Raw genomic sequence first — 19753 nt, forward strand, 5'->3', positions numbered from 1 at the left:
CACCACCGTCGCCGTCGGCACCTACACCAGCGGCCTCCGCCGCACCATCCACCTCCACGGAGAGAACCACCTCCGCCAGATCACCCAGGAGTACGACGACGAAGCAGAGGCACTCGGCGAGTTCCATAGGCTGTACACCGTCGCCGTCCGACCGGGCCCGGCCCCTCTCACTCGACGCGAGAGATCCGTCCGCCAAGCTGGCAGCACCACCCTCCGGACCGAGACGGCTTCCAAGGGTGTTAGCGATGCAACCGCCGGGACCTCCAGGGTGGCACCGACAGAGCCTCCGACCGCCGGCCCCGGCGAGCACGAGGCGTTCCTGGCCAACTTTCTGGAGACCAGCCCGGAGTGGGAGAAGTACCGCACCGGTGATGACGACACGACAATCGCCAACCACGAGTCCCTGACAGCCCGGGCTGAGTTCGACCCCGAGGCCCCTGGAAACTCAACTGCCACGGCTGTGACAAGTTCGTCCTCTCCGGCGCCGACCTCGTCTACTGGCACCGCAAACGCGAGCAGTGGCGGATGCTCGCCGAACGGGCACCTGACAGCGCGACCGCCGACTACCTGCACGAAGTCTTCGACCCCACCGCGCGCGCGATCGCCGGCCTGGAGACGGCCCGCGCCGCGGTCGGCCTCCTCGAGGAGGCCCTGGCCCTGGACCTACGACGGCCGCAGGACTACTTCGGCAAGGTCTGGTCCACCGCCTTCCGGGCCCAGGACCTGGCCGCACCGGACACCGAGGAGGACGCATGAGTTCCGGCCCTGCTTCCACCACGGCGGCCATTGCCGCCCGCCGCCGCCAGACCGAGGACAAACTCGCGGCCGTCGAGCAAGCGATCGGCCAGCTCCGCCGCGAACGTGGACGGCTAACGGTCCGGGCGGTCGCGGAGCGGGCCGGCGTTTCGGCCACGTTCCTCTACGAGAACGCCACCGCCCTCACGCTGGTCAAGAACGCGGCCGCCGACAGCCGCAGCCGGCACGATCGCCACGGCCAGGCCGAACACGACCGCGTCGAGGCGTCCTGGCGCGAGCGGGCCCTGAACGCCGAGGCCGAACTCACCCACAGTCAGAAGGAGATCCTCACCCAGCGGCAGCGGATCGGCGAGCTCATGGGCCAGATCCGCGACTTCGACCAGATGGTCCCCGGCGAGTCCGTCCAAGCCCTGACCACCGAGAACACCACCCTCAAGGCCCGCGTCCAGCAGCTCACCCGCGAGCACCGCACCCTCCAAGAACGACTCGAAGGCGCCCGCTCCAACCTCCGCTTCGCCGACAAGCGCGTCGCCGGCCTCGAAGCACAGGTTCTTGAGCTCCAAGGGCCGCCCGGATCATCCTGAAAGCACCCGCGCGCGTGATCATCTGTCGCTACGTTGGGCGTTCTGGCTATTGCTATCTGGAAGAAGGACGACCGATGAGCGCTGAGGCACCGAACACCCTGCTGTCCTACCGGCTGAGCCACCGGCCGGAGATCCTCGCCGGCACCACCCAGCCGGACACCGACCGGCTCTCCATCACCATCGGCGAAGACCTGCCCACCAGCGTGAAGGCCAGCCAGGTCACGCTCGCCGTCCCCCTCGGCACCGGCCCCGGCGACCTGGTGAAGGACCCCGACACCATCAACGTCGAAACCACAGGCGGAAGCCTGCCCAGCCAGGGCGGAGGCTGGGACGTCCTGCGCCTCACGAACGACGCGGGGACGCACGAGATCCTCCACTGGACCCCCCGACGGGGATCTGCCACCTTCGACGGCACGTGGACGCTGACGCTCACCCTGGACTTCCAGCCCAACCCCGCCGCACGGAGCGTCACAATCGGCATCCAGGAGGAGACCTCCACGTCAAGCACCACCCACTCCCGGAAGCAGATCATGATGACCCTCGACTCCGAATCGACCGTCGTCACCCCCTCCGGCTCGGGCCTCTTCAGCTAACCGGCCCCTGGAACCGCGGGCTCTGGGCAGGCGTCCTCGCAACCGCACGGCCCCGTCGGCATCCCGCCGAAGGGGCCTTCGCGCGCTCCGGCACCAACCGACCAGCACCTCCGCCCTCAACAGCTGACAACGTCGCGGACACCTACGCGACGCATCCCCCCAGCTCAGGGCCAACGCTGACACTTTGGAACTCGGAAAAGTGCGCGTGGGCCCGGAATGCGGGGCTCGAACTCGGACGGGGTTACGCCTCGGGGTGGTTCAGACCGTCGCGGTTCTCCCCGTCGTCGCCGGCCGAGGTTCCGGTGGGGTCGGACTCCTGGGTGTCGAAGCGGTCCTGCACGCGGGCCAGGTGTTCAACCGCGATCAGCAGGGATGAAGTACCGGTCTCTACGGGCTGCTGCTTGGCCATGGTCGTCTTCGCTCGCTTCCTGTCGAAGTGGGCTGGTGACGTGCTCGGAAGTACGGAACCCTGCTCGCTCGAACGTTTGTACGCAAGACGTGAAACGAGCCCGATCGAGGCATGTGGCCGAGCAGCGCCCATGCCCCGCCATGGACGGCTGGGCGATACATAGCGCACGATCCCCGGTTTCCGAAACCGGGGATCGTGCGGAAGATGGAGAACTCCACCGCCACGTCCCACCCGTCACGTCGAAAGGCGCCCGCCGAGGACCCTCCCCCCATCCCGCTGCTCGCGAACACCCCTTTCCGGCGCCCGGCACGTGGAGTCGACGCCGAGTCGACGGCCCCTACGCCGCCGCGTAGGACAGCCGGAACAGCTCCACCGCTCGCTCGACGTCCTCCTCCGAGCGCAGCTGTACCTCCAGGTCGCCGGTGCCATGGTGCCCCAGGCCGGTCATGTCCCTTGTGAAACCCGGCACGAGGTCAACCGCTGCGGGGGCGGCTTTGAGGTACACGAGGACCTTGTCCTGCCGTGGCGTCACGCAGGCGAAGTTCCGCAGCCGCTGGTAGGCGTCGTACTGCTGGCGTCTGACCTTCTTGACGTCCTCCCCCAGCCCCAGAAGCAGCTCGTCCACCGCCGACGCCAGGTACGCGATTGCCGCAGGCGCGGGCTGGGTGGGCGGGGTGCCGGCGGCACCGATGCGGCGAAGGCGCTTGGGCGCTTTGGCCCGGGCGGCGACCGAAGCAGCGACCGTCTCCAGCGCGATGTGGTGTTCGCCGTACAGGCGATAGCGGACCAGGTCGATCGACCGGCGATGCTCACGCACCGCGTGAAGGTCGTAGCGGGTGAAGTCGCCCGCGATGCAGATCAACCGGGGCGCGCTCCACAGCACCTGCGAGGCCGCGGTCGCCCCGAGACGCTCACGCACCAGCGCCTGGAACTCAGTCCGGTGGTCCACCAGCCACGCCATATAGAACAGGCCCTGGTTGATGACCCCCGGGTCCGTCGCACGCTTGTACTCGACGATCACCGGGGCGCCGTTCTCATCGACCCCCAGCGAGTCGATGCGCCCGCCGTGCACAGAGCCGGTGCTGTATTCGGAGGCGAGGAATCGCACCCCGAGCATCGCCTCCATCGCTCCCTCGACCAGGCCCTGCACATCAGCCTCAGCCTCAGCCAATCGCGGCGTGACCTCGGTCACGCCGTTTTTCGTGTAGAACAGCTTCAGGCTTGCCACCCCCCTTGTCGCATGTGCCGAGAGGTAACACCTGCGGACCGAGGGGTATTTCCGCCAGTCAGGGCGGACCAAGATCCGGACCAATCCCGGACCAGCGCTGCTTCAGCAGGCCCTAACTGCCACATCTGCGCAGGTCAGGGCGCCGCGATGCTTGTACCACCAGCAGACGAAGAACCTCCTGGTCAGCTACTCCCCCAAGAAGCTCGGATTCTTCTAGGTTCACGAGAAACGGCGCCTGAACTGGGCCTTTGCCCGTCAGGCGCCGTCGGCTCGACCTGCTGGACGCGGACAGAGGTTCTTACTGTTCCTCCCGATTCCTCCCGCCCGCCTTCCGCTCCAGACCGGCTGCTCCGGACCAGCCACGGACCAAACCGAGCTCACCACGCGGGTGGGCGCCCTGACCGGCGCGGTCATGCTCTTCCATGGCCTCCTCGATGAGACGGTCGGCCTGCTTTCCCGGAGTGGCCGTACCCGCTGCGGTCCGGGCCCTCGATGTAGGACTCCAGAGCAATGTTGAGCGCGCCACCGCTGAGGAACTCGGCGTACTCGCGCACGGACCCGACGATCGTGAAGCCAGCGGGATTACCGTGCACCAGAGCGTTGCGGACGCGGCTCCGCCGCCCCTCCAAGGCGGCGCCTTGAGCGGCGTACCGCTCGACCAGGGTCCGGTATCCGGCGTGATCGCTCACGCTGGAGAACATCCCGCCGAACCATGCGCGCTCGTGCTCGATGCGACAGAGCGAGAGCAGATCGGCGGAGCGGTCGGCGACGAACAGGATCCATGGGCGCGACGGATCGCTCGCGAACCACTCCCGGGCCAGCTCGTTGGCCAGACCCGATGTGAGGGCCGTCAGGTTCCCGGCCGTTGCGACATCGGTCCAGACCGCATCGGTGCGGCTTCCCGGCGGCTGCTTCAGGACAGTTCCGGGACTGTTGACGAGCCGCGCGAAGGCGGCTTGGAAGTCGGCGAGCGATGTGGCGATGTGGGCCCGGAGCCCGGGACCGAGCGCCCGTGTGGACTCCGGACCAGTCACGGACCGAGCTTCGCGCGGGTCGGCGCCCATTCCACGGACGTTCTCATGGGGTGGGCGGCGGTGGAACGGGCTTGCCGAGGGCGTCCGCGAGGGCGGCATTGATCAGGTTCGCCGGTGCCTCACACGGACGGTCGCGGCGGTTGTCCGCCAAGGTGGGTACGCGGGGCGGGCATGCTCCCGACGCGATGTCGCTGTTGACCAGCACCACCACGGTGGCCTGCAGCCCGGGGTGGTAGAAGAGTGTGGCCGTGAAGCCGGGAATCTCCCCGGTGTGCCCGATCCAGTCGCGCATCCCCATGAGCCCAAGGCCGTAGCCGGCTTCCGGCTTTCCCGGCTCGGGCAGCAGCGAGTCGAGTCGCTCGGCCTGCTGCTCGGGTGGCAGCAGGCCCTTCCCGGTGCCCATGGCCCGACCGAAAGCCAGCAGATCCCGTGCCGTCGACGTCAGTCCCCCGGCGGTCCAGGCGACCGAGGGGTTCCAGTCGGTGGCGTCGACGGGGGCCGCCCCGGCGGACTGGCCGAAGAGCGTGTAGCCGCGCGGGTGCGGTGGGGGGATGGTGGAGTTCGCGCCGGAGGGTATTCCGGGAACTCCGCCCGTCCACGGGCGAGCAATTGTGACGGCGCTTCGTACGGCACCCATTCACTGCATGCCACCCCGTAGTCCAGTCCGTAACTGAACTACCCGTAGAACTCCGGAGCGACCCAGAACGAGGCCCACCGCTGCGCCACCGCACCTTCACCAACGCTTCTACAGGGTTGGCCTCCAGCTCGCGCACCAGCCCGGTGAAGGTGGACTCCAGGTCCGGATAGTGATCCCGGCAGGCGGTCTCGGCCTCACAAGCACGGAACACCCCGTCGAATCCCTCTCGGGCGCTCTTCCAGAACCCGCCGAGGGTGACCGCGTCGGGCGGCACGATGCCGTCGATGGTCACCGAACGGATGCCTGCGGGTGCTCCCGCATGAGGGTCAGTGCCAGATCGGTGCCGTAGGAAGCCCCGTAGACGTTCCACTGGTCAACGCCCAGCGCGGTACGCAGATCCGCGACGTCGGCAGCGTTCTCAGTGGTGTTGTACGCGCTCAGGTCGGCGCCGGTACCCGCCAGCTTGCGGTGACATGCCGTGGCGGCCTCCAGGTGCTGCCTCTTCGTCATGGAGGAGTCATAGACCAGGCCAACGCTGTGGGCGCGGAACTCGTCGAGATCGGCACAGGTCAGCTCCGGCTGCGAGGACGATTCCCCGCGCTGGGAGAGAAGAATGAGCCGGCGGTCACGATTCATTCCGGCATCGATCAGCACCTTGGCCGACGGAATCGGAACCTCGCCCGGGCCGCCCGACAAGTACACGACCGGGTCGGGCGCCGGGTGCGACGAGGCAGCCGGCACGATCGCCACCGCGAGCCGGATGGTGCGACCGTTCGGGTTGGCACGATTCTCCGGCACCACGAGGTTGCCACAGCGCGCTTTGTCGTAGGCCGGATCGGGCTCGATCGTGGGCGGGCAGGGGCCCGGCTCGAACGTCGCGGCCGGGGCTTTCGCCGACAGGGCGACGGCCCGGATGCCACGGCTACCCCTACAGGGCTCGACACAAGGCGTTGCCCCACGGGGTGCAGGGACGAATGACCTCGTCCAACAGCGACGCGATGGCAGCCGCCGACCCACTCCCATCACGTCGCCGACCAGACCGCAGAGGAGTCGGCCTCGGCGGCCGACATGCACGGGAGGTGCCCTTCTCCAGATGGCCCCCTCCGCCGGCACTCGGGGCGGACTTCCACGTTTGCCCTGGCCAAGCACACCTGCCCTCACGCCCTGGCGTGGCGGGGCCTTGTACGCCACGGCCGAACGTCAAGAGCGCGGTTCAGGGAGACGGCGTCGGATCCGGCGGCAAGGGCGGGGCCGGGGTCTGGGGGAGGTCTGCGGTGGTCCAGGCGGTTTCGCCGCCGGGGCGGGCGGTGAAGCGCAGGAGGTTGCCCGTCGCGTCGATCCAGTAGCGGGTGTTGCCGGGCGAGTTCGGGGCGCGCCCTGCGGGGGCCGGGCCGGAGACGACCATCACCGGGGTGGTGCCGATGCGTTCCTCGCCGAGTCGGCGGGCGGTGCTGTTGGTGAGGAGCTGGGCGTTGTCGGGGCGGTCGGCGGAGAGGTTGAGGAGGAGCAGGAGGACGGTGTCCAGGGTGGAGCTGAGCCGTTCGAGGGGCCGCTCCTGCCAGCCGTCCGCGGGCGGGTGCTCGGGCAGGGGGCCGGTGGTCGCCGGGTGGGTGCGCAGGCGGGTGAGGTTCCAGCGCACGAGTTGGGTGGTCGGTGGGTGGTCGTCGGTGCGCAGGGTGGCGTAGCCGGTGTGGCGGCGCCAGTCGATGCGGCCGGACAGGTGCAGGGTGCGGCCCCGGGTGGGGATGGTGACGGTGATGTTGCCGGTTCCGCGCCGGTAGGTGGCGAAGCGCGCGAGGGCGAGGCGGTCGGCTTCCTCGGCGGTGAGGCGCCTGGGGCCGGAGCCGGCGGCGTCGGTGGTGCCGTCGGCCGGTGTGGTGCAGGCGGTGAGGGCGAGGAGGCAGGTGAGCGCTGCGGCTGTGAGGTGGCGGCGGGGTGTCATCGGCGGTCCCGGCTCCACTCGGTGAGGAGGCCGGGGGCCGGCAGGTGTACGGACGCCAGGTCGATGGGGCCGGGCAGGCCGGTGGCGGGTTCGGCGGGGGCCGTGGCCGCGTGGGGCATCTGAGGCTGGGCGGGGGGAGCCGGGACGTCGAGGAAAGGTGTGCCGACGGGGGCGGGCGGGCTCGTGAGCCCGGTGGTCGGTCCGGCGGCCGGTGCCGCGTCGCCCGGACAGGTCATGGTGGTGGCGAGGTCGGCGGGGAGGGTGGTGGCGAGGGTGTTCCCGGTGAGGCAGTTGTTGCTGCCGGGGGCGCGGGGGGATGCCAGGTAGGCGACATCGAGGGTGTTGGCCTGGAAGAGGTTGCCCTCGGCACGGTTTCCGACCGGAGGCAGGTCCTCGGCGGAGGCGAGGACCAGGGCGGCGCGGGGATGGCCGGTGACACGGTTACGGAGGACCGTGTTGGCACGCCCCCCGGCGATGCCGATCCCGATGCCGAACCCGCCGTCGGCCTGCTCGGGCGTGTCCGGCGCGGCGTTGTCGGCGATCAGATTGCCCGCGATGGTGGCGCCGGTCTGCGGTACGAGGGCTTCCAGGTAGTCGGAGTTGACGGTCATGCCGACCCGGTTGCCGCTGAAGCGGTTGCCGGTCACCCACATGCGGTCGCTGGCGTTGGTGCCTTCGTAGCCGACCGCGTTGCGTTCGGCGAGGTTGCCCCGGACGGCGATGTCGCAGGGCTTGCACTGGCCGACGTACAGGCCGGAATCGGCGGAGCCCGAGGCGTAGTTGTGCTCGATGAGGCCGTGGTGGGCGTTGAAGGCGTAGATCCCGTAGAGGCCGTTGTTGACCGCGGTGACGTAGCGGACGCGGAAGCCGTTCAGGGGAGGGTCGGTCTTCGGGTCGAGCCGGTGGTAGCCGTCGCTGCCGCGGCCCACGCCTTCGCCCCCGCTGGTCATGCCGGTGACGAGGACGCCGTTCTGGAGGTGGCCGCGCACGGTGAGGTTCTCCACCGAGGTACCCGGTGCGGTCACGACGACACCGTTGCCCCGCCGCCCTTCGCCGTCGATGACCACGCGGTTGCGGTCGGTGCCGCGGAGCACGATCCGCTCGGTGCGGATCGTGACGGTCTCCTTGTAGACGCCGGGCGAGAGGAGGATGAGGTCCCCGGGGCGGGCACGGTCTACCGCCTGCGTGATGGTCGAGGCATCGGCCGGAACCCGGATCACGCTCGGCGAATGCCCTTTGTCCGTGGTCGCGGCACCGCCCGCCGGGAGCAGTCCGCAGGAGGCGGTGAGGGCAAGGGTCGGTACCGCCGCGAGGGTTCGCCACCGTGAACGCAGCACTGGGAGGCCATTCCTTCCGGGTCGGACGGAAACAAGATCGACACTTAGAGTAGTCGAATGAACTCACCGAGTGACACTTCTGGTTCGGAGGGGCGACGCCGGCTGCTGCTCGGCCTGATCCCCGCGACCTTCGCCCTCGGAGCCTGCCGCGCGACACCCGGCCCACCGGGCCGCACCGTCGCGACGACACCGCCCGCGGCGCCCGGACCCGGGGCACCCGTGGTGGCGGCCGGTGCGCACCAGGCCGGCATCGACCGGCCGCGGCAGCCGCAGCAGCACACCGTGCTCACGGTCTACGGACTCCCGGAGGGCGGGGCTCCCCCCGGCGGGACGCTGGGCCGCCTCGGGATCGCGATCGCCGAACTGTCCTCCGGAGCGTCGGGCGGGCGACTGGCAGGCATGCCGCCGGGCGATCTGACGGTGACCGTCGGCGTGGGACCCCGGCTGGTGTCCGCTGTCGACCCGAAGCTGCCCGGCGCCGCGGAACTCCCCGCCTTCGCACGGGAGGAGCGCGGGGAGCTGACCTGGGGCGGCGACCTCCTCGTCCAGATCAGCGCGAGCGATCCCCTCGTGGCAGGCCTCGCCGACGCCTCCCTGTCCGCGTCCCTCGCGGCCGACGACTGCGTCCCGCGTTGGTCCCAGCCAGGATTCCGCCCCGCAGGCACCGGCGCCGTCCGCAACCTTCTCGGCTTCCCCGACGGCATCGAGAACCCGCGCTCCGCCGCCGAGCTGGCGGGACACGTGTGGCTGCCGGCCGGCGGGCCGCTCGCCGGGGGGACGATCGCCGTCGTCCGGCGTCTGCGCATCGACGTACCCGAATTCCAGGCACAGCCGGTGTCCGGGCAGGAGCGCGTCATCGGCCGCCATCGCGACGACGGCTCGCCCCTGAGCGGCGGCGCCGCGACGGACCGGATCGACCTGTCGGCCAAGACCCCGGACGGGCGCTACCTCGTACCGGCCATGGCCCACGCCCGGCGCGCCAACTCCCTCGCCTCGGGGGGCGGCCTGATGCTCCGGCGCGGCTACAGCTACCGCAACGCTCCCGACGACCAGGGCCTGCTGTTCGTCAGCCACCAGCGGGAGCTGCGCACGTTCACCGGCACCCAGCAGCGACTGGACGAAGGGGATGACCTGATGCGCTTCGTCACCGCCACCGCCTCGGGCACCTTCCTGATCCTGCCCGGCTTCGACGGCAGGCGCCCCCTCGGGCAGCCGCTGTTCGGCACAAAGTCAACCCGACGCACCCCCTGACCCTTTGGAGGGAACCTCCGTGTGTCCGGCGTGCGCCGCGCGCAACCCGCCGACCATGATCAACGACTACACAGAGTATTCAATTTCGCGACTTTGTGTAATCAGGGAGGCTTTTCTTGCGCGCATTCACACGAGCCGCGTTGGCGATGACGGCTGTCGTCGCCCTCAGCGGCGGTCTGCTCCAACAGGCCGTGGCGGCGGATGTCGACGACGGCACGGTCCGGGTCAGGGTGATCCGGGACTCCGATTCCAACGGCTTCTGGGACCGGCTGAAGGAAATCGGCGTCTCCAGCATCACCGTGGAACTGACCGATGTCGACGGGAACGTCCGGACGGCCCGGACCGGCCCCGACGGCGTGGCCGTCTTCCCGCCGTCCGCGAACCTCTTCGAGGGCAAGTACTACGTACGGCTCCGCCTGCCCAACGGCACTTTCCTCCACAACTCCTTCGCGGCCACCGGCGGGCTCGCCTCCCAGGGCACCATCGTCGACGTGCGCGACGGCGAGGACGCCGAGATCACCATGGGCGTGTGGAACCCGGCCGACTACTGCCAGGACAACCCCGAACTCAGCACCCCCTGCCAGGTCGCCGCCAACAAGGACGGCGACGTACGCACCACCGTGCGCTTCCCGTTCAGCGCCCGCGGCGACAGCACCTCCCAGAACAACGTGACCACCCTGGCCACCCGCGACGACACGGGCAACACCTACGGCCTGGCCTACCACCGCGAACAGCGGCGCATCTTCGCCGGCGCCTACGCCAAGCGGCACACGGTCTACGGCCCCGCCGGCACCGGCGGCATCTACGTCACCCCGCGCGCCGGCGGCGCGACGACCCTGTTCGCCACGGTGCCCAACGCGGGCAACACGGCGCACAACGATCCCGTCCGCTTCGACGGCGAGTTCGTCGCGGCCGTCGGCAAGGAATCGCTCGGCGACATCGAGATCTCGGAGGACAACAAGGAGCTCTACGTCGTCAACCTCAACGACCGCCAGCTCTACACCTACGACGCCGGCCAGCCCACGGCCACCGCCCCCACCGACGTCGTCCCGATCCCCAACCCCGGGTGTCGCGCCGCGGGGGACTGGCGCCCCTTCGGCCTCGGCGTACGGGACGGCGTCGTCTACGTCGGCGGCGTATGCTCCGGTGAGTCCACGCAGAACCGGGCGGACATGGATGCCGTCGTCTGGACGTACTCCCCGCAGACGAACACCTTCGGAGCGGCGCCCGTCCTGCGCAAGGCCCTCAACTTCCCCCGCGGCCAGGCAAGCTCCGCCGTCCCCGGCTCCAACGTCTGGAACCCCTGGCTCCCCAACGCGAGCGCGTTCCCGCAGCAGATCGTCTCCCGCCCGGAACCGATGCTGAGCGACATCGAGGTCGAGAGCAACGGCGACCTGGTCCTCGGCTTCCGCGACCGGTTCGCCGACATGACCGGCTACGAGATGCCCCACCCCAACCCCGCCTTCCAGGGCCGTCTCTGGACCACCCACTCCGGCGGCGACCTCAACCGCGCCTGCCGCAAGGCCAACGGCACCTTCGACTGGGAGGGCGTGGGCAACTGCCCGAACAACGCGCCCACCCAGCCCAACGGCGGACAGCCCGCGAACGTCGTGGAGTTCTACCCGGGTGACTTCATCACCACCCTCGAACACCTGGAGACCGCCCAGGGCGCCATCGCCCTGTCCCTGCGCGAGCAACGGTTGGCCAGCACCATGCTGGACCCGGGGGGCCAGTACTTCACCGGCGGAACGGGCTACTTCGACCGGCTCACCGGCAGCCGCGGGTCCGACCCGAATCAGCAAGGCTTCACGATCCAGTACCTCAACGCCCACCAGGACGGCGGCTTCGGCAAGGCCAACGGCCTCGGCGACCTGGAACTGCTCTGTGACGAACCCGCCGTACAGATCGGCAACCGCGTCTGGTGGGACCGCAACCAGGGCGGCGGCCAGAGCGTCGAGGTCGACGAGCCCGGCATCCCCGGAGTGACCGTCCAGCTCCTCACCGCCGACGGCACCCTCCTCGCCACCACGACCACCGGCGCGGACGGCACCTACTACTTCGGTCCGCAGCACGGACTGCGCCCGAACACCTCGTACAAGATCCGCTTCGACAAGTCCACCGCCGACACCGGCGTCATCAACCCCCGCCGGCCCCCGGCCGCCAGCAGCCTCGTCTGGTCCCCGCAGAACGCCGCGGGCGCGGCAGGCGACCTCGACTCCGACCCGTCCCCCGACGGCCCGGCCAACGCCCGAACCGCCACCGTCGACATCACCACCGGTCCGCCCGGAACCGTCGACCACACGATCGACGCCGGCCTGTTCGTACAGCGCCTCTGACGTTCCACGCACCAACGGGACCCCGGCCGTCCACGGACGGCCGGGGTCCCGGACTCCCGAGCCGAGATCCGGACCATTTCCCGTCACCCTGCGGTCGCTGCCGATGTGGCACGACAGCGGACGACGAAACTCAGATCTGCCGCACGTGCCACCCCCACTTGAGACCGCCGAAGACCTTGACGATCCCTCGTCCCGACGAGTCCTTGTGACCGGTGTCCTGGGCGAGGAAGACCTCGGCCGCGAACTCGCCTTCCAGAGGGCCGTTCGCGTCCAGGCTGATCACGGACTCGTCGTGGAAGTTGCAGACTTGGGTGCCGTTGACCGAGGTCAGGCCCCCGTCCATGTAGAACGGGTTCGCCCGGTACATGTTGTCGACTTCGCTCGGCCTGTCGACGGGCACGGAGGAGCGGACCACCTGGATCCACCGGAGCGACTCCCGGATCCCGGGGTCGCCTCGGCGGACGTCCGGATCGTGGACGACGTACACTCCGCCGCCGAAGCGCGTCCCCGGATCCTGCGGTGTCGGCTCGGCGGCGAAGACGCTGTACGACTGGACCCTGAACGCCTCCCTGCCCGGAAAGCCGCCCTCGTAGCGGAACGCGTAGGACTCGCCGAAGGCATCGGCCAGCGTCTTCCTGAACGCGATGGCGGGTTCGGCCGGAACCTCTTCGTAGACGGGATCCGGTGCGTCGCCGTCCTGGCCGAACGGCAGGAGGCCGATCCGGTGCGGTGTGCCGTTGAACGTGAAGTCCCGGGTGGCGACGTGACCGCCGAGCGTTCCCGTCGGCTTGCCGGGGCGCGGTGGCCAGCCGGTGGCCTGGCTCGGCCGGTAGTCGAGGACGAGGTGCCCACCTGGGGTCCGGGCAGCGGCAGCTTTCGCAGTGGCGGAGGGGGCGGTGAGTCCGGACAGTCCGATGGCGGACCCTGCGGCGAGCAGGGAGCGCCGCGTCGGACGTGACGGGGTGTTGGCGTGCATGCGCGATGACCTCCCGGTCGGGACGAGGAGAGGAGGGGACGAGGGGAGGAGGGGAGGGGAGGACATTGGCGGATGGCTCCCCGCGTTCATACGGCCAGGGCCTCCGTGGGCGAGAGCCGGGAGGCGCGGACGGCCGGGTAGAGGCCGGCCAGGGCGCCGATGGCCAGGGTCGCGGCGATGCCGCCCAGCACGGCCCACGGGGGGATGACCGCCGGCCAGTCCTGGTAGGCGGCGTACGCGGCGGTCACGGTGGTTCCGAGGAGTGCTCCGCCGGCGCCGCCGAGAGCGCACAGCAGAAGGGATTCGGTGAGGAACTGGGTGCGGATCTGTCCCCGGGTGGCGCCCAGCGAGCGTCGCAGACCGATTTCGGCGCGGCGCTCCAGGACCGAGATGACCATGGTGTTGGCGACTCCGACGCCGCCGACGAGCAGAGCCACCGCGCCGAGGCCGAGCAGCAGTCCCGTGAAGGCTTCGCCCGCGGCCCGCTTGGCCGCGAGGGCGTCGGAGGGCCGGGACACCTTGACCTCGCCCGGGGCTCGGGGGTTGGCGGTGGCGCCGAGTACGGACCGTACCGATGGGACATCGGCGTCGGCGCTGCGGACGTAGACGGTGGTGGGATGGCCGTCGAAGCCCAGTACGGTTTCGGCGGCGGGCCAGCCGATGAGAGCCGCCGAGTTCAGCTCGGGGGCGAGCGGGACCGGTTCGAGGATGCCGATCACGGTGAACCAGCGGCCGCCGATCAGCACGCGGGTGTCCGGCCGGGCGTGGCCTATGCCGAGGCGCTCGGCGGCCTCGGCCCCGAGAACGGTGGCGGGGTACTTGCTGGTGGCGGTGTTGAGCCAGGTGCCGCTGCGGAGCTTCGCTCCGGTGGTCGCGGGAAGGTCGGTGCGGGCTGCGAAGGCCGTGATGCCGCCGTTGTCCGTGCCGGGGATCCTGTCGGTACGGAAGACATCGGTGTCGGCGAGTCTGCCGATGGCCGACTTCGCGGTCACCGGTCGGATCCGGGAGATCATCTGCTCGGCGGTGGGCGGCAGTTGGGCCGTGCCGCCGGTCAAGGTGTCGCCCGGGCCGACGGTGAGCAGGTTGGTGCCCAGTGCGGCCAGGGTGCGGTCGAGGTCGGCACGGGAGGACGAGGAGACGCCGACCACGGCGACCATGGCGGCGATGCCGATGGCGATGCCCAACGCGGAGAGGAACGCCCGCATCGGGCGCGTACGCAGGCCCAGCGCACCCACTCTGACCACGTCGGCGGGCCTCATCCGTGCAGGCCCCAGCGAGTCTCCGGGCAGTAGCGCGTCCCTGGGCCCCAGCGCGTCCGCGGTCATCGGCTCTCCTCCGCTGCGGGGGCCTCGCGGCGGAGCGAGTCGTCGATCACCTGGCCGTCGCGCATGCGGACCTGCCGGGGCAGGGACGCGGCGAGCTCGCGGTCGTGGGTGATGATCACAACGGTGGTGCCGGAGGAATGGAGTTCCCGCAGCAGCCGCATCACCGCCTGCCCGGACACCGAGTCCAGTGCGCCGGTCGGTTCGTCCGCGAGCAGGAGCGCCGGCTCGCCGGCCACTGCCCGGGCGATGGCCACACGCTGGCGCTCGCCGCCGGACAGCTCGTGCGGCTCGTGGTGCATGCGCCGGCCGAGGCCGACCCGGTGCAGTACCGACGCCGCACGCCGCCGCCGCTCGGAGTGCCGCAGCCCCGAGTAGAGGAGTCCGTCGGCCACGTTGGCCAGTGCCGTGGTTCCGGCGGCGAGGTGGAACTGCTGGAAGACGAACCCGATCCGGGAGGCGCGCAGCGCGGACAGTTCGGCGTCGGACAGCGCGCCGACGTCGTGGCCGTCGAAGTGCACACCGCCGCTGGTGGGCCGGTCGAGGGTGCCGAGCAGGTTCAGCATGGTGGACTTGCCCGAGCCGGACGGCCCGACGACGGCGACGAGCTCACCGCGGCCGATGGCCAGCGAGACACCGCCGAGCGCGGTGACCCCGCCGGGATAGGTCTTGGTCACTTCCGTCAGGGTGATCACTTCGGCATCCCCACCTTGGTGCCCTGGGCGATGCCGCCACCGGAGACCTCCACCCGCCCTTCGGCGAACAGCCCCGTGGTCACCGGGACGTACTTCGAGGTCGATCCCTCGACCACCTCCACACCGAAGCCGCCCTCGGCGAGGGCGAGCAGCGCGGAGACCGGTACCGTCAGGACGTCCTTGCGGGTGTCGGCGGTGAGGACGACGTGCACGCCTGCCTGGTCGTAGGCGCGGACGGACTCGCGGGCCTTGGCGTCCGCGAGCGCGACCACCACCTTGATCTTCGTCTCCGCCTTCTTCTGGCCCTCGGCGGGCTTGGACACAGTGGCCACCTCGCCGATCGTCCCTTGGACGACCGCCCCGTCGGGGAGCGAGACCTCGACCGGAGTGCCCTGCCCGGCCAGCCGCTGGTCGGCGGTGTCGAGTTCCGCGGTGACGGCCTTGGCGGTGCCGGTGTAGGACAGCACCTTCTGACCGGGCCCGGTCTGCTGCCCCGGCTCCGCCTCCAGGCCGGCGACCCGGACGGCGTCGGGGGCGAACACGATCCGCCCGAGCTCCACCGTCCCGGTCTTCTGCAGACCGAGGCTGCCCTGCCACCGCTCCACCGCCTTCGCGGTGGCATCGGTGTACTCCTCATCAGGGGTGAACCCGGTGTGGCCGAGCGCGCGGAGGTTCTCCTCCAACTGCTTGACGTCCGGCCCTTCAGCCCCCTTCGCCAGGGCACGATAGGCCGGCAGTGACCCGTACAGGAGCACGACCGGCTGGTTGTCCACCGCGTACAGGGCCGTGCCGCGGGTGATCTCCGCGCCGGACTTCGGCAGCAGGGTGAGCGTGCCGGGAAGCCGGCCGGTCAGGCTCTGCGCTGTGCCGTAACCCAACTGCGCGTCCACGCTCTTGGTGTCCTTGAGTGTCTGCCGCAGCACCTCGGCCGTCGTGGGCGGGAGCGCGCTCTCCGACTCGGCTCCGGAGTCGCCGTCACCCGGGACGAGTACCGCGGCGGTGCCCACGCTCGCCGCGGCCAGGGCGAAGGCGGCGAGCACGTGCGCGGTGCCGCGCCGTCCGCGACGCCGTCCGCGGGATTTCGGCGGCGCTGCCGGGTCCGCCGGGCCGTCGAGGGCCTGTTCGCTCAGCGTCGGCGTCACTGGGCCGTCCCCGCCTTCCTGCTCTCCCCTTCGGCGCCGCCGCACTTCTTCCAGGCGTCCTTGAAGTCCGGGTCCTCGGCCTGTCCGGGGCCGATGTCGATGCCCTGGCCCTCCTTGGGGTCGGCGAAGTTCTCGACCCCGTTCTCGCGCATGCACCGCGCGAGACCGAGCATGGCCTCCCGGTCCTTGGAGTCGTTCCGGTCAGCGGGGGCCGGCGGCGCGGAGGAGCGGCACGCCTCGACGGCCTTGTCGGCCTTCTCCTTGTTCGAGCCGTCGATGGAGAGCCCGATGCCCTGGCCGGGCTTGGGGTCCGCCACGTCGAGGCCGTGCTGCCTCAGGCACTGCGCGTACTTCACGGTCATCTCGTCCCGGCTCAGGCTGGTGGCGGCGCTGCTCGTGGCGCCCGTGGCGCTCTTGGTGCCGCCGTTCGCGGAGGCCACCCCGGTGCCGCCGTCACCGGACCCGCACGCGGTCAGTGCCAGGCCCAGTGCCAGGGGCAGGGCCGCGAGCAGGGCGGGGGTGCGCAACCGCCTCTGATCCGTCCGAGTCGTCCAGGTCATGCGAGGCTCCTCCTTGCCGGTCTGCCGGCCCGGTGCCGGCGTACGGGGGCCATTCGACTCGCAGGGGTGTTACCTCTCTGTTTCCTCACCGGGCACCGCAGCCGCTCGACGACCTCTCGCCATGTGGACGGCTGCTACGGCTGCTACGGCTGCTTACGAGGAGGAAACACGCCCGTCGGCAACGATGGCCCGGCAGCTGCGGCCTGACAGATGAGCGGCAGCCCGACGGGAGGGACGGCCACGCATGCGGCTCCTGGTGGCGGAGGACGAACGGCTGCTCGCCGACACGATCGCGGAATGGCTGCGGGAGGATGCCCACGCGGTCGACGTCGCGTACGACGGTGCCGCGGCGCTGGAGCGGATCGACGTCAACGACTACGACGTGATCATCCTGGACCGCGACCTTCCGCGGGTGCACGGCGACGAGGTCTGCGCGCGGCTCGTCGCGTCCGGCTGCGCGGCACGGGTGCTGATGCTGACCGCCGCCGGCGAGGTCACCGACCGGGTCGCCGGGCTGTCCCTAGGCGCCGACGACTACCTCACCAAGCCCTTCGCGTTCCCCGAACTCGCCGCCCGGGTCCTCGCACTCGGCCGGCGCTCCCGCCCGGCCGCGCCACCGGTGCTCGGCCGCCGCGGCATCACGCTGGACCCGGCGCGCCGCGAGGTCTTCCGTGACGACCGCTACGTGCCGTTGGCGAAGAAGGAGTTCGCGGTCCTCACGGAGCTGCTGCGCGCCGACGGTGCCGCGGTATCCACCGAACAACTGCTGGAGAAGGCATGGGACGAGCACACCGACCCCTTCACCGGGGCCGTCCGCGTCACCTTGCTCAAGCTGCGCCGCAAGCTCGGCGATCCACCCGTCATCGAGACCGTCACGGGCGTGGGCTACCGCATCCCGTGAAGAAGCGCCGCATCACTCTGCGCGCCCGGCTCACCCTGGTCTACGGCAGCCTGTTCCTCTCCGCCGGGGTCGTGCTGCTCGGCGTCACGTACATGCTGTTCGACCAGCAGCTCGGCCGGGGCGGGGAACTCAGCGTCCACTCCGATTCCAGCGTTGGCGCGGCTACGCAGCAGGGCGCCTCGCTCGACGGCCGCAACTGGGTGGAGAGCGAACAGAAGAGGCTGAACGACGCCGCCACCGCCTCGCTCGTCACCCAGGGAGGTATCGCCCTGGTCGTCGTCGCAGGCGCCGCATCGGGCTTCGGCTGGTTGATCGCGGGCCGGGTGCTGGCGCCGCTGCACCGGGTCACCGAGACCGCCAGGCGCATCGCCGCGGCCCCGGCCGCCGACCGCGGCCTGCACGAGCGCATTGCGCTCGACGGCCGCGACGACGAGGTGAAGGACCTCGCGGACACCTTCGACCTGATGGTCGAACGGCTCGACCGCTCCTTCGACGGACAGCGCCGCTTCGTCGCCAACGCCTCGCACGAGCTGCGCACTCCCCTCACCGTGGGCCGTGCCCTGGTCGAGCTGGCCGTGCACCGCAAGAGCGCTTCCCCGGACGTGAAACAGCTCGGCGAGAGCCTCCTGGAAATCAACGACCGGCACGAGCGGCTCATCACCGGTCTGCTTCTGCTCGCCGGCTCGGAGAACCACGTTCCCGAGCCGCAGCCCGTCGACCTCGCCGACGTGGTCGCCCATGTGGCCGCCCAGTCCTCCCCCGCGGCCGAGCGGGCCGGGATCGTCCTGCATGCGGAGGCCGGCCCGGCCCCCACCACAGGTGACGCCCTGCTGCTCGAACGCCTGGTGCAGAACCTCGTGGAGAACGGCGTACGGCACAACACCGGCGCCGGCGGATGGGTGCGCGTGATCAGCCGCAGACGCGAGGACGACCGGGTGGAGATCGAGGTGAGCAACACCGGACCGGAAGTACCGCCCTACGAGATCCCCAGCCTGTTCGAACCCTTCCGCCGCCTGGGCACCGAACGCCTCGTCACGGCCAAGGGTGCGGGCCTCGGCCTGTCCATCGTCCGCTCGATCACGCGCGCCCATGGCGGCAGCGTCACCGCGCACCCCCGCCCCACCGGCGGACTCACGCTCACGGTCACCCTCCCCCAGGACCCCGACGGGAACTGAGACCGGAAACGCACGTGGGCCGCCGGACCGTTGCGGCAGCAGCGGCCGGCCCGGATATCCGGTTGCGGACCTGTCGGGATGGAGTGTCTGATCCCGGCCATGACGATTTCGCTGGGTACGCCGGCTGTCGGCGGGGTACGCGAGGCCATGGCCGTGCTGCGGGAGTGGCAGTACGACGAAGCGCCGCCGGGCCTGCTGCTCCACGACCTGCTGAGCGAGGAGGGCTGGGGCGTCGACGAGCCGTGGACGCCGCTCTTCCGCGACCTCACCGAGCCGGTGGAGGGACCCGGCGTGCGGATCAGGTCGATCGGCCCGGAGCAGGCGCAGGACTTCGCCGACGTCCTGCGGTCGGCGTTCAACACCTCGCGGCCCACGCACGAGTACTGGCGCGCGATGTCGGCGGGACCGTTCTACGCCGACGCCCGCTGCCTGGGCGCCTACGACGACCAGGGCCGCGTGGCGGCGGTGGTGACGGTGTGGTCGGCCGGCCCGGGGAAGCCGGGGCTGGTCGAGCCGATGGGCGTCCACGTGGACCACCGTGGCCGCGGCTACGGCCGGGCGATCACCCTGGCCGGGGCGGCCGCGCTACGGGAGACGGGCTCGTCGAGCGTACGTGTGTGCACGCCGAGTTCCAACATCGGCGGCGTCGCCACGTACAGGGCGGCCGGGTTCGAGGTGCTGCCGGAGGTGCGGGACCGGGTTCGGACGGCCTGACGCCGGGGCTGCCCGGTACGGCGCCCGCTCCTGAACTCGTGGCCGAGGACGAACGGCGGCGGGCCGAAGAAGTCCACCCTGCCGGCAAGTTCCAGGACGTCGGCGCCGCCTATGGTCCGCTGGGTGATCAGACGTGTCATCGTCATGCCGGGCATTCTGCG

Annotated in this window: 20 protein-coding genes; 8 read left to right on the top strand and 12 right to left on the bottom strand. The window is 70.8% G+C overall.

What is annotated here, in order from left to right; genetic code table 11:
* The first annotated feature begins 525 nt into the window (after positions 1–525).
* The 3 genes from ACQKM2_RS01965 to ACQKM2_RS01975 all read left to right on the top strand — a co-directional run bounded on the left by ACQKM2_RS01965 (position 526) and on the right by ACQKM2_RS01975 (position 1933).
* Positions 526–756, top strand: a complete 231-nt coding sequence (locus ACQKM2_RS01965; protein WP_427705427.1) for a hypothetical protein — start codon at positions 526–528, stop codon at positions 754–756.
* Entirely contained in the window at positions 753–1340 is a 588-nt protein-coding gene (locus ACQKM2_RS01970; protein WP_427705430.1) for a DUF6262 family protein, read from the top strand. Before ACQKM2_RS01965 ends, ACQKM2_RS01970 begins: the two co-directional genes overlap by 4 nt.
* 74 nt (positions 1341–1414) lie before the next feature.
* On the top strand, positions 1415–1933 hold the full coding sequence (locus tag ACQKM2_RS01975; protein WP_427705432.1) for a hypothetical protein: 519 nt from the start codon (positions 1415–1417) through the stop codon (positions 1931–1933).
* A gap of 241 nt (positions 1934–2174) precedes the next feature.
* Here the strand turns inward: ACQKM2_RS01975 and ACQKM2_RS01980 are convergent, their stop codons facing one another.
* The 7 genes from ACQKM2_RS01980 to ACQKM2_RS02010 all read right to left on the bottom strand — a co-directional run bounded on the left by ACQKM2_RS01980 (position 2175) and on the right by ACQKM2_RS02010 (position 8520).
* Entirely contained in the window at positions 2175–2342 is a 168-nt protein-coding gene (locus tag ACQKM2_RS01980; RefSeq protein WP_427705434.1) for a hypothetical protein, read from the bottom strand.
* Positions 2343–2679: 337 nt separating this feature from the next.
* Entirely contained in the window at positions 2680–3570 is an 891-nt protein-coding gene (locus ACQKM2_RS01985; RefSeq protein WP_427705436.1) for a transporter, read from the bottom strand.
* A 410-nt stretch (positions 3571–3980) separates the two neighbouring features.
* On the bottom strand, positions 3981–4604 hold the full coding sequence (locus ACQKM2_RS01990; RefSeq protein ID WP_427705439.1) for a hypothetical protein: 624 nt from the start codon (positions 4602–4604) through the stop codon (positions 3981–3983).
* 43 nt (positions 4605–4647) lie between these two features.
* Positions 4648–5241: a serine hydrolase gene (locus ACQKM2_RS01995; RefSeq protein ID WP_427705442.1), complete on the bottom strand. Its 594-nt coding sequence runs from the start codon at positions 5239–5241 to the stop codon at positions 4648–4650.
* A 288-nt stretch (positions 5242–5529) separates the two neighbouring features.
* Positions 5530–6039 (bottom strand): alpha/beta hydrolase, encoded by a 510-nt coding sequence (locus tag ACQKM2_RS02000; protein WP_427705444.1) that lies wholly within the window; start codon positions 6037–6039, stop codon positions 5530–5532.
* A gap of 415 nt (positions 6040–6454) precedes the next feature.
* Entirely contained in the window at positions 6455–7183 is a 729-nt protein-coding gene (locus ACQKM2_RS02005; protein WP_427705447.1) for a hypothetical protein, read from the bottom strand.
* A complete protein-coding gene (locus ACQKM2_RS02010; RefSeq protein WP_427705449.1) occupies positions 7180–8520 on the bottom strand; it encodes a right-handed parallel beta-helix repeat-containing protein in 1341 nt (446 codons plus the stop codon). The genes ACQKM2_RS02005 and ACQKM2_RS02010 overlap by 4 nt, the downstream gene beginning before the upstream one ends.
* Positions 8521–8577: 57 nt before the next feature.
* Between ACQKM2_RS02010 and ACQKM2_RS02015 the strand changes: the two genes are divergently transcribed.
* Both ACQKM2_RS02015 and ACQKM2_RS02020 read left to right on the top strand, forming a co-directional pair.
* Complete coding sequence (locus ACQKM2_RS02015) at positions 8578–9771, top strand: Dyp-type peroxidase (protein ID WP_427705452.1); 1194 nt, start codon at positions 8578–8580, stop codon at positions 9769–9771.
* Between the two features lie 116 nt (positions 9772–9887).
* Positions 9888–12107 (top strand): SdrD B-like domain-containing protein, encoded by a 2220-nt coding sequence (locus ACQKM2_RS02020; protein ID WP_427705454.1) that lies wholly within the window; start codon positions 9888–9890, stop codon positions 12105–12107.
* A gap of 130 nt (positions 12108–12237) precedes the next feature.
* Here the strand turns inward: ACQKM2_RS02020 and ACQKM2_RS02025 are convergent, their stop codons facing one another.
* The 5 genes from ACQKM2_RS02025 to ACQKM2_RS02045 all read right to left on the bottom strand — a co-directional run bounded on the left by ACQKM2_RS02025 (position 12238) and on the right by ACQKM2_RS02045 (position 16802).
* Positions 12238–13083 carry a hypothetical protein gene (locus ACQKM2_RS02025; RefSeq protein ID WP_427705456.1) on the bottom strand — a complete coding sequence of 282 codons (846 nt, stop codon included), beginning with the start codon at positions 13081–13083 and terminating at the stop codon, positions 12238–12240.
* Between the two features lie 86 nt (positions 13084–13169).
* Positions 13170–14408 carry an ABC transporter permease gene (locus ACQKM2_RS02030; RefSeq protein ID WP_427705459.1) on the bottom strand — a complete coding sequence of 413 codons (1239 nt, stop codon included), beginning with the start codon at positions 14406–14408 and terminating at the stop codon, positions 13170–13172.
* Positions 14405–15100, bottom strand: coding sequence for an ABC transporter ATP-binding protein (locus ACQKM2_RS02035; protein WP_427705461.1), 696 nt, complete (start codon positions 15098–15100; stop codon positions 14405–14407). Before ACQKM2_RS02035 ends, ACQKM2_RS02030 begins: the two co-directional genes overlap by 4 nt.
* Positions 15097–16242 carry a peptidoglycan-binding protein gene (locus ACQKM2_RS02040; RefSeq protein ID WP_427705463.1) on the bottom strand — a complete coding sequence of 382 codons (1146 nt, stop codon included), beginning with the start codon at positions 16240–16242 and terminating at the stop codon, positions 15097–15099. Before ACQKM2_RS02040 ends, ACQKM2_RS02035 begins: the two co-directional genes overlap by 4 nt.
* Positions 16239–16802 carry a hypothetical protein gene (locus ACQKM2_RS02045; RefSeq protein WP_427705465.1) on the bottom strand — a complete coding sequence of 188 codons (564 nt, stop codon included), beginning with the start codon at positions 16800–16802 and terminating at the stop codon, positions 16239–16241. Before ACQKM2_RS02045 ends, ACQKM2_RS02040 begins: the two co-directional genes overlap by 4 nt.
* Positions 16803–17046: 244 nt before the next feature.
* Between ACQKM2_RS02045 and ACQKM2_RS02050 the strand changes: the two genes are divergently transcribed.
* From ACQKM2_RS02050 to ACQKM2_RS02060, 3 genes are all read left to right on the top strand, one after another.
* The gene (locus ACQKM2_RS02050) at positions 17047–17703 is read left to right on the top strand and encodes a response regulator transcription factor (protein ID WP_427705467.1); all 657 of its coding nucleotides are present in this window, start codon (positions 17047–17049) and stop codon (positions 17701–17703) included.
* On the top strand, positions 17700–18878 hold the full coding sequence (locus ACQKM2_RS02055; RefSeq protein ID WP_427705469.1) for a sensor histidine kinase: 1179 nt from the start codon (positions 17700–17702) through the stop codon (positions 18876–18878). Before ACQKM2_RS02050 ends, ACQKM2_RS02055 begins: the two co-directional genes overlap by 4 nt.
* Before the next feature lie 99 nt (positions 18879–18977).
* Positions 18978–19592 (top strand): GNAT family N-acetyltransferase, encoded by a 615-nt coding sequence (locus tag ACQKM2_RS02060; protein ID WP_427705471.1) that lies wholly within the window; start codon positions 18978–18980, stop codon positions 19590–19592.
* Positions 19593–19753: the final 161 nt, after the last annotated feature.

The organism is Streptomyces sp. NPDC004126 (assembly GCF_050275515.1).
In the GTDB taxonomy this organism is placed as follows: Bacteria; Actinomycetota; Actinomycetes; order Streptomycetales; family Streptomycetaceae; genus Streptomyces.

Excerpts from the sequence above, each read along its gene's own strand:
- ACQKM2_RS02045 (WP_427705465.1), bottom strand. The coding sequence starts at position 16,802 with ATGACCTGGACGACTCGGACGGATCAGAGGCGGTTGCGCACCCCCGCC.
- ACQKM2_RS01965 (WP_427705427.1), top strand. The coding sequence starts at position 526 with ATGCTCGCCGAACGGGCACCTGACAGCGCGACCGCCGACTACCTGCAC.
- ACQKM2_RS01975 (WP_427705432.1), top strand. The coding sequence starts at position 1,415 with ATGAGCGCTGAGGCACCGAACACCCTGCTGTCCTACCGGCTGAGCCAC.
- ACQKM2_RS01995 (WP_427705442.1), bottom strand. The coding sequence starts at position 5,241 with ATGGGTGCCGTACGAAGCGCCGTCACAATTGCTCGCCCGTGGACGGGC.
- ACQKM2_RS02015 (WP_427705452.1), top strand. The coding sequence starts at position 8,578 with ATGAACTCACCGAGTGACACTTCTGGTTCGGAGGGGCGACGCCGGCTG.
- ACQKM2_RS02025 (WP_427705456.1), bottom strand. The coding sequence starts at position 13,083 with ATGCACGCCAACACCCCGTCACGTCCGACGCGGCGCTCCCTGCTCGCC.
- ACQKM2_RS02005 (WP_427705447.1), bottom strand. The coding sequence starts at position 7,183 with ATGACACCCCGCCGCCACCTCACAGCCGCAGCGCTCACCTGCCTCCTC.
- ACQKM2_RS02050 (WP_427705467.1), top strand. The coding sequence starts at position 17,047 with ATGCGGCTCCTGGTGGCGGAGGACGAACGGCTGCTCGCCGACACGATC.
- ACQKM2_RS01970 (WP_427705430.1), top strand. The coding sequence starts at position 753 with ATGAGTTCCGGCCCTGCTTCCACCACGGCGGCCATTGCCGCCCGCCGC.
- ACQKM2_RS02060 (WP_427705471.1), top strand. The coding sequence starts at position 18,978 with ATGACGATTTCGCTGGGTACGCCGGCTGTCGGCGGGGTACGCGAGGCC.
- ACQKM2_RS01980 (WP_427705434.1), bottom strand. The coding sequence starts at position 2,342 with ATGGCCAAGCAGCAGCCCGTAGAGACCGGTACTTCATCCCTGCTGATC.
- ACQKM2_RS02030 (WP_427705459.1), bottom strand. The coding sequence starts at position 14,408 with ATGACCGCGGACGCGCTGGGGCCCAGGGACGCGCTACTGCCCGGAGAC.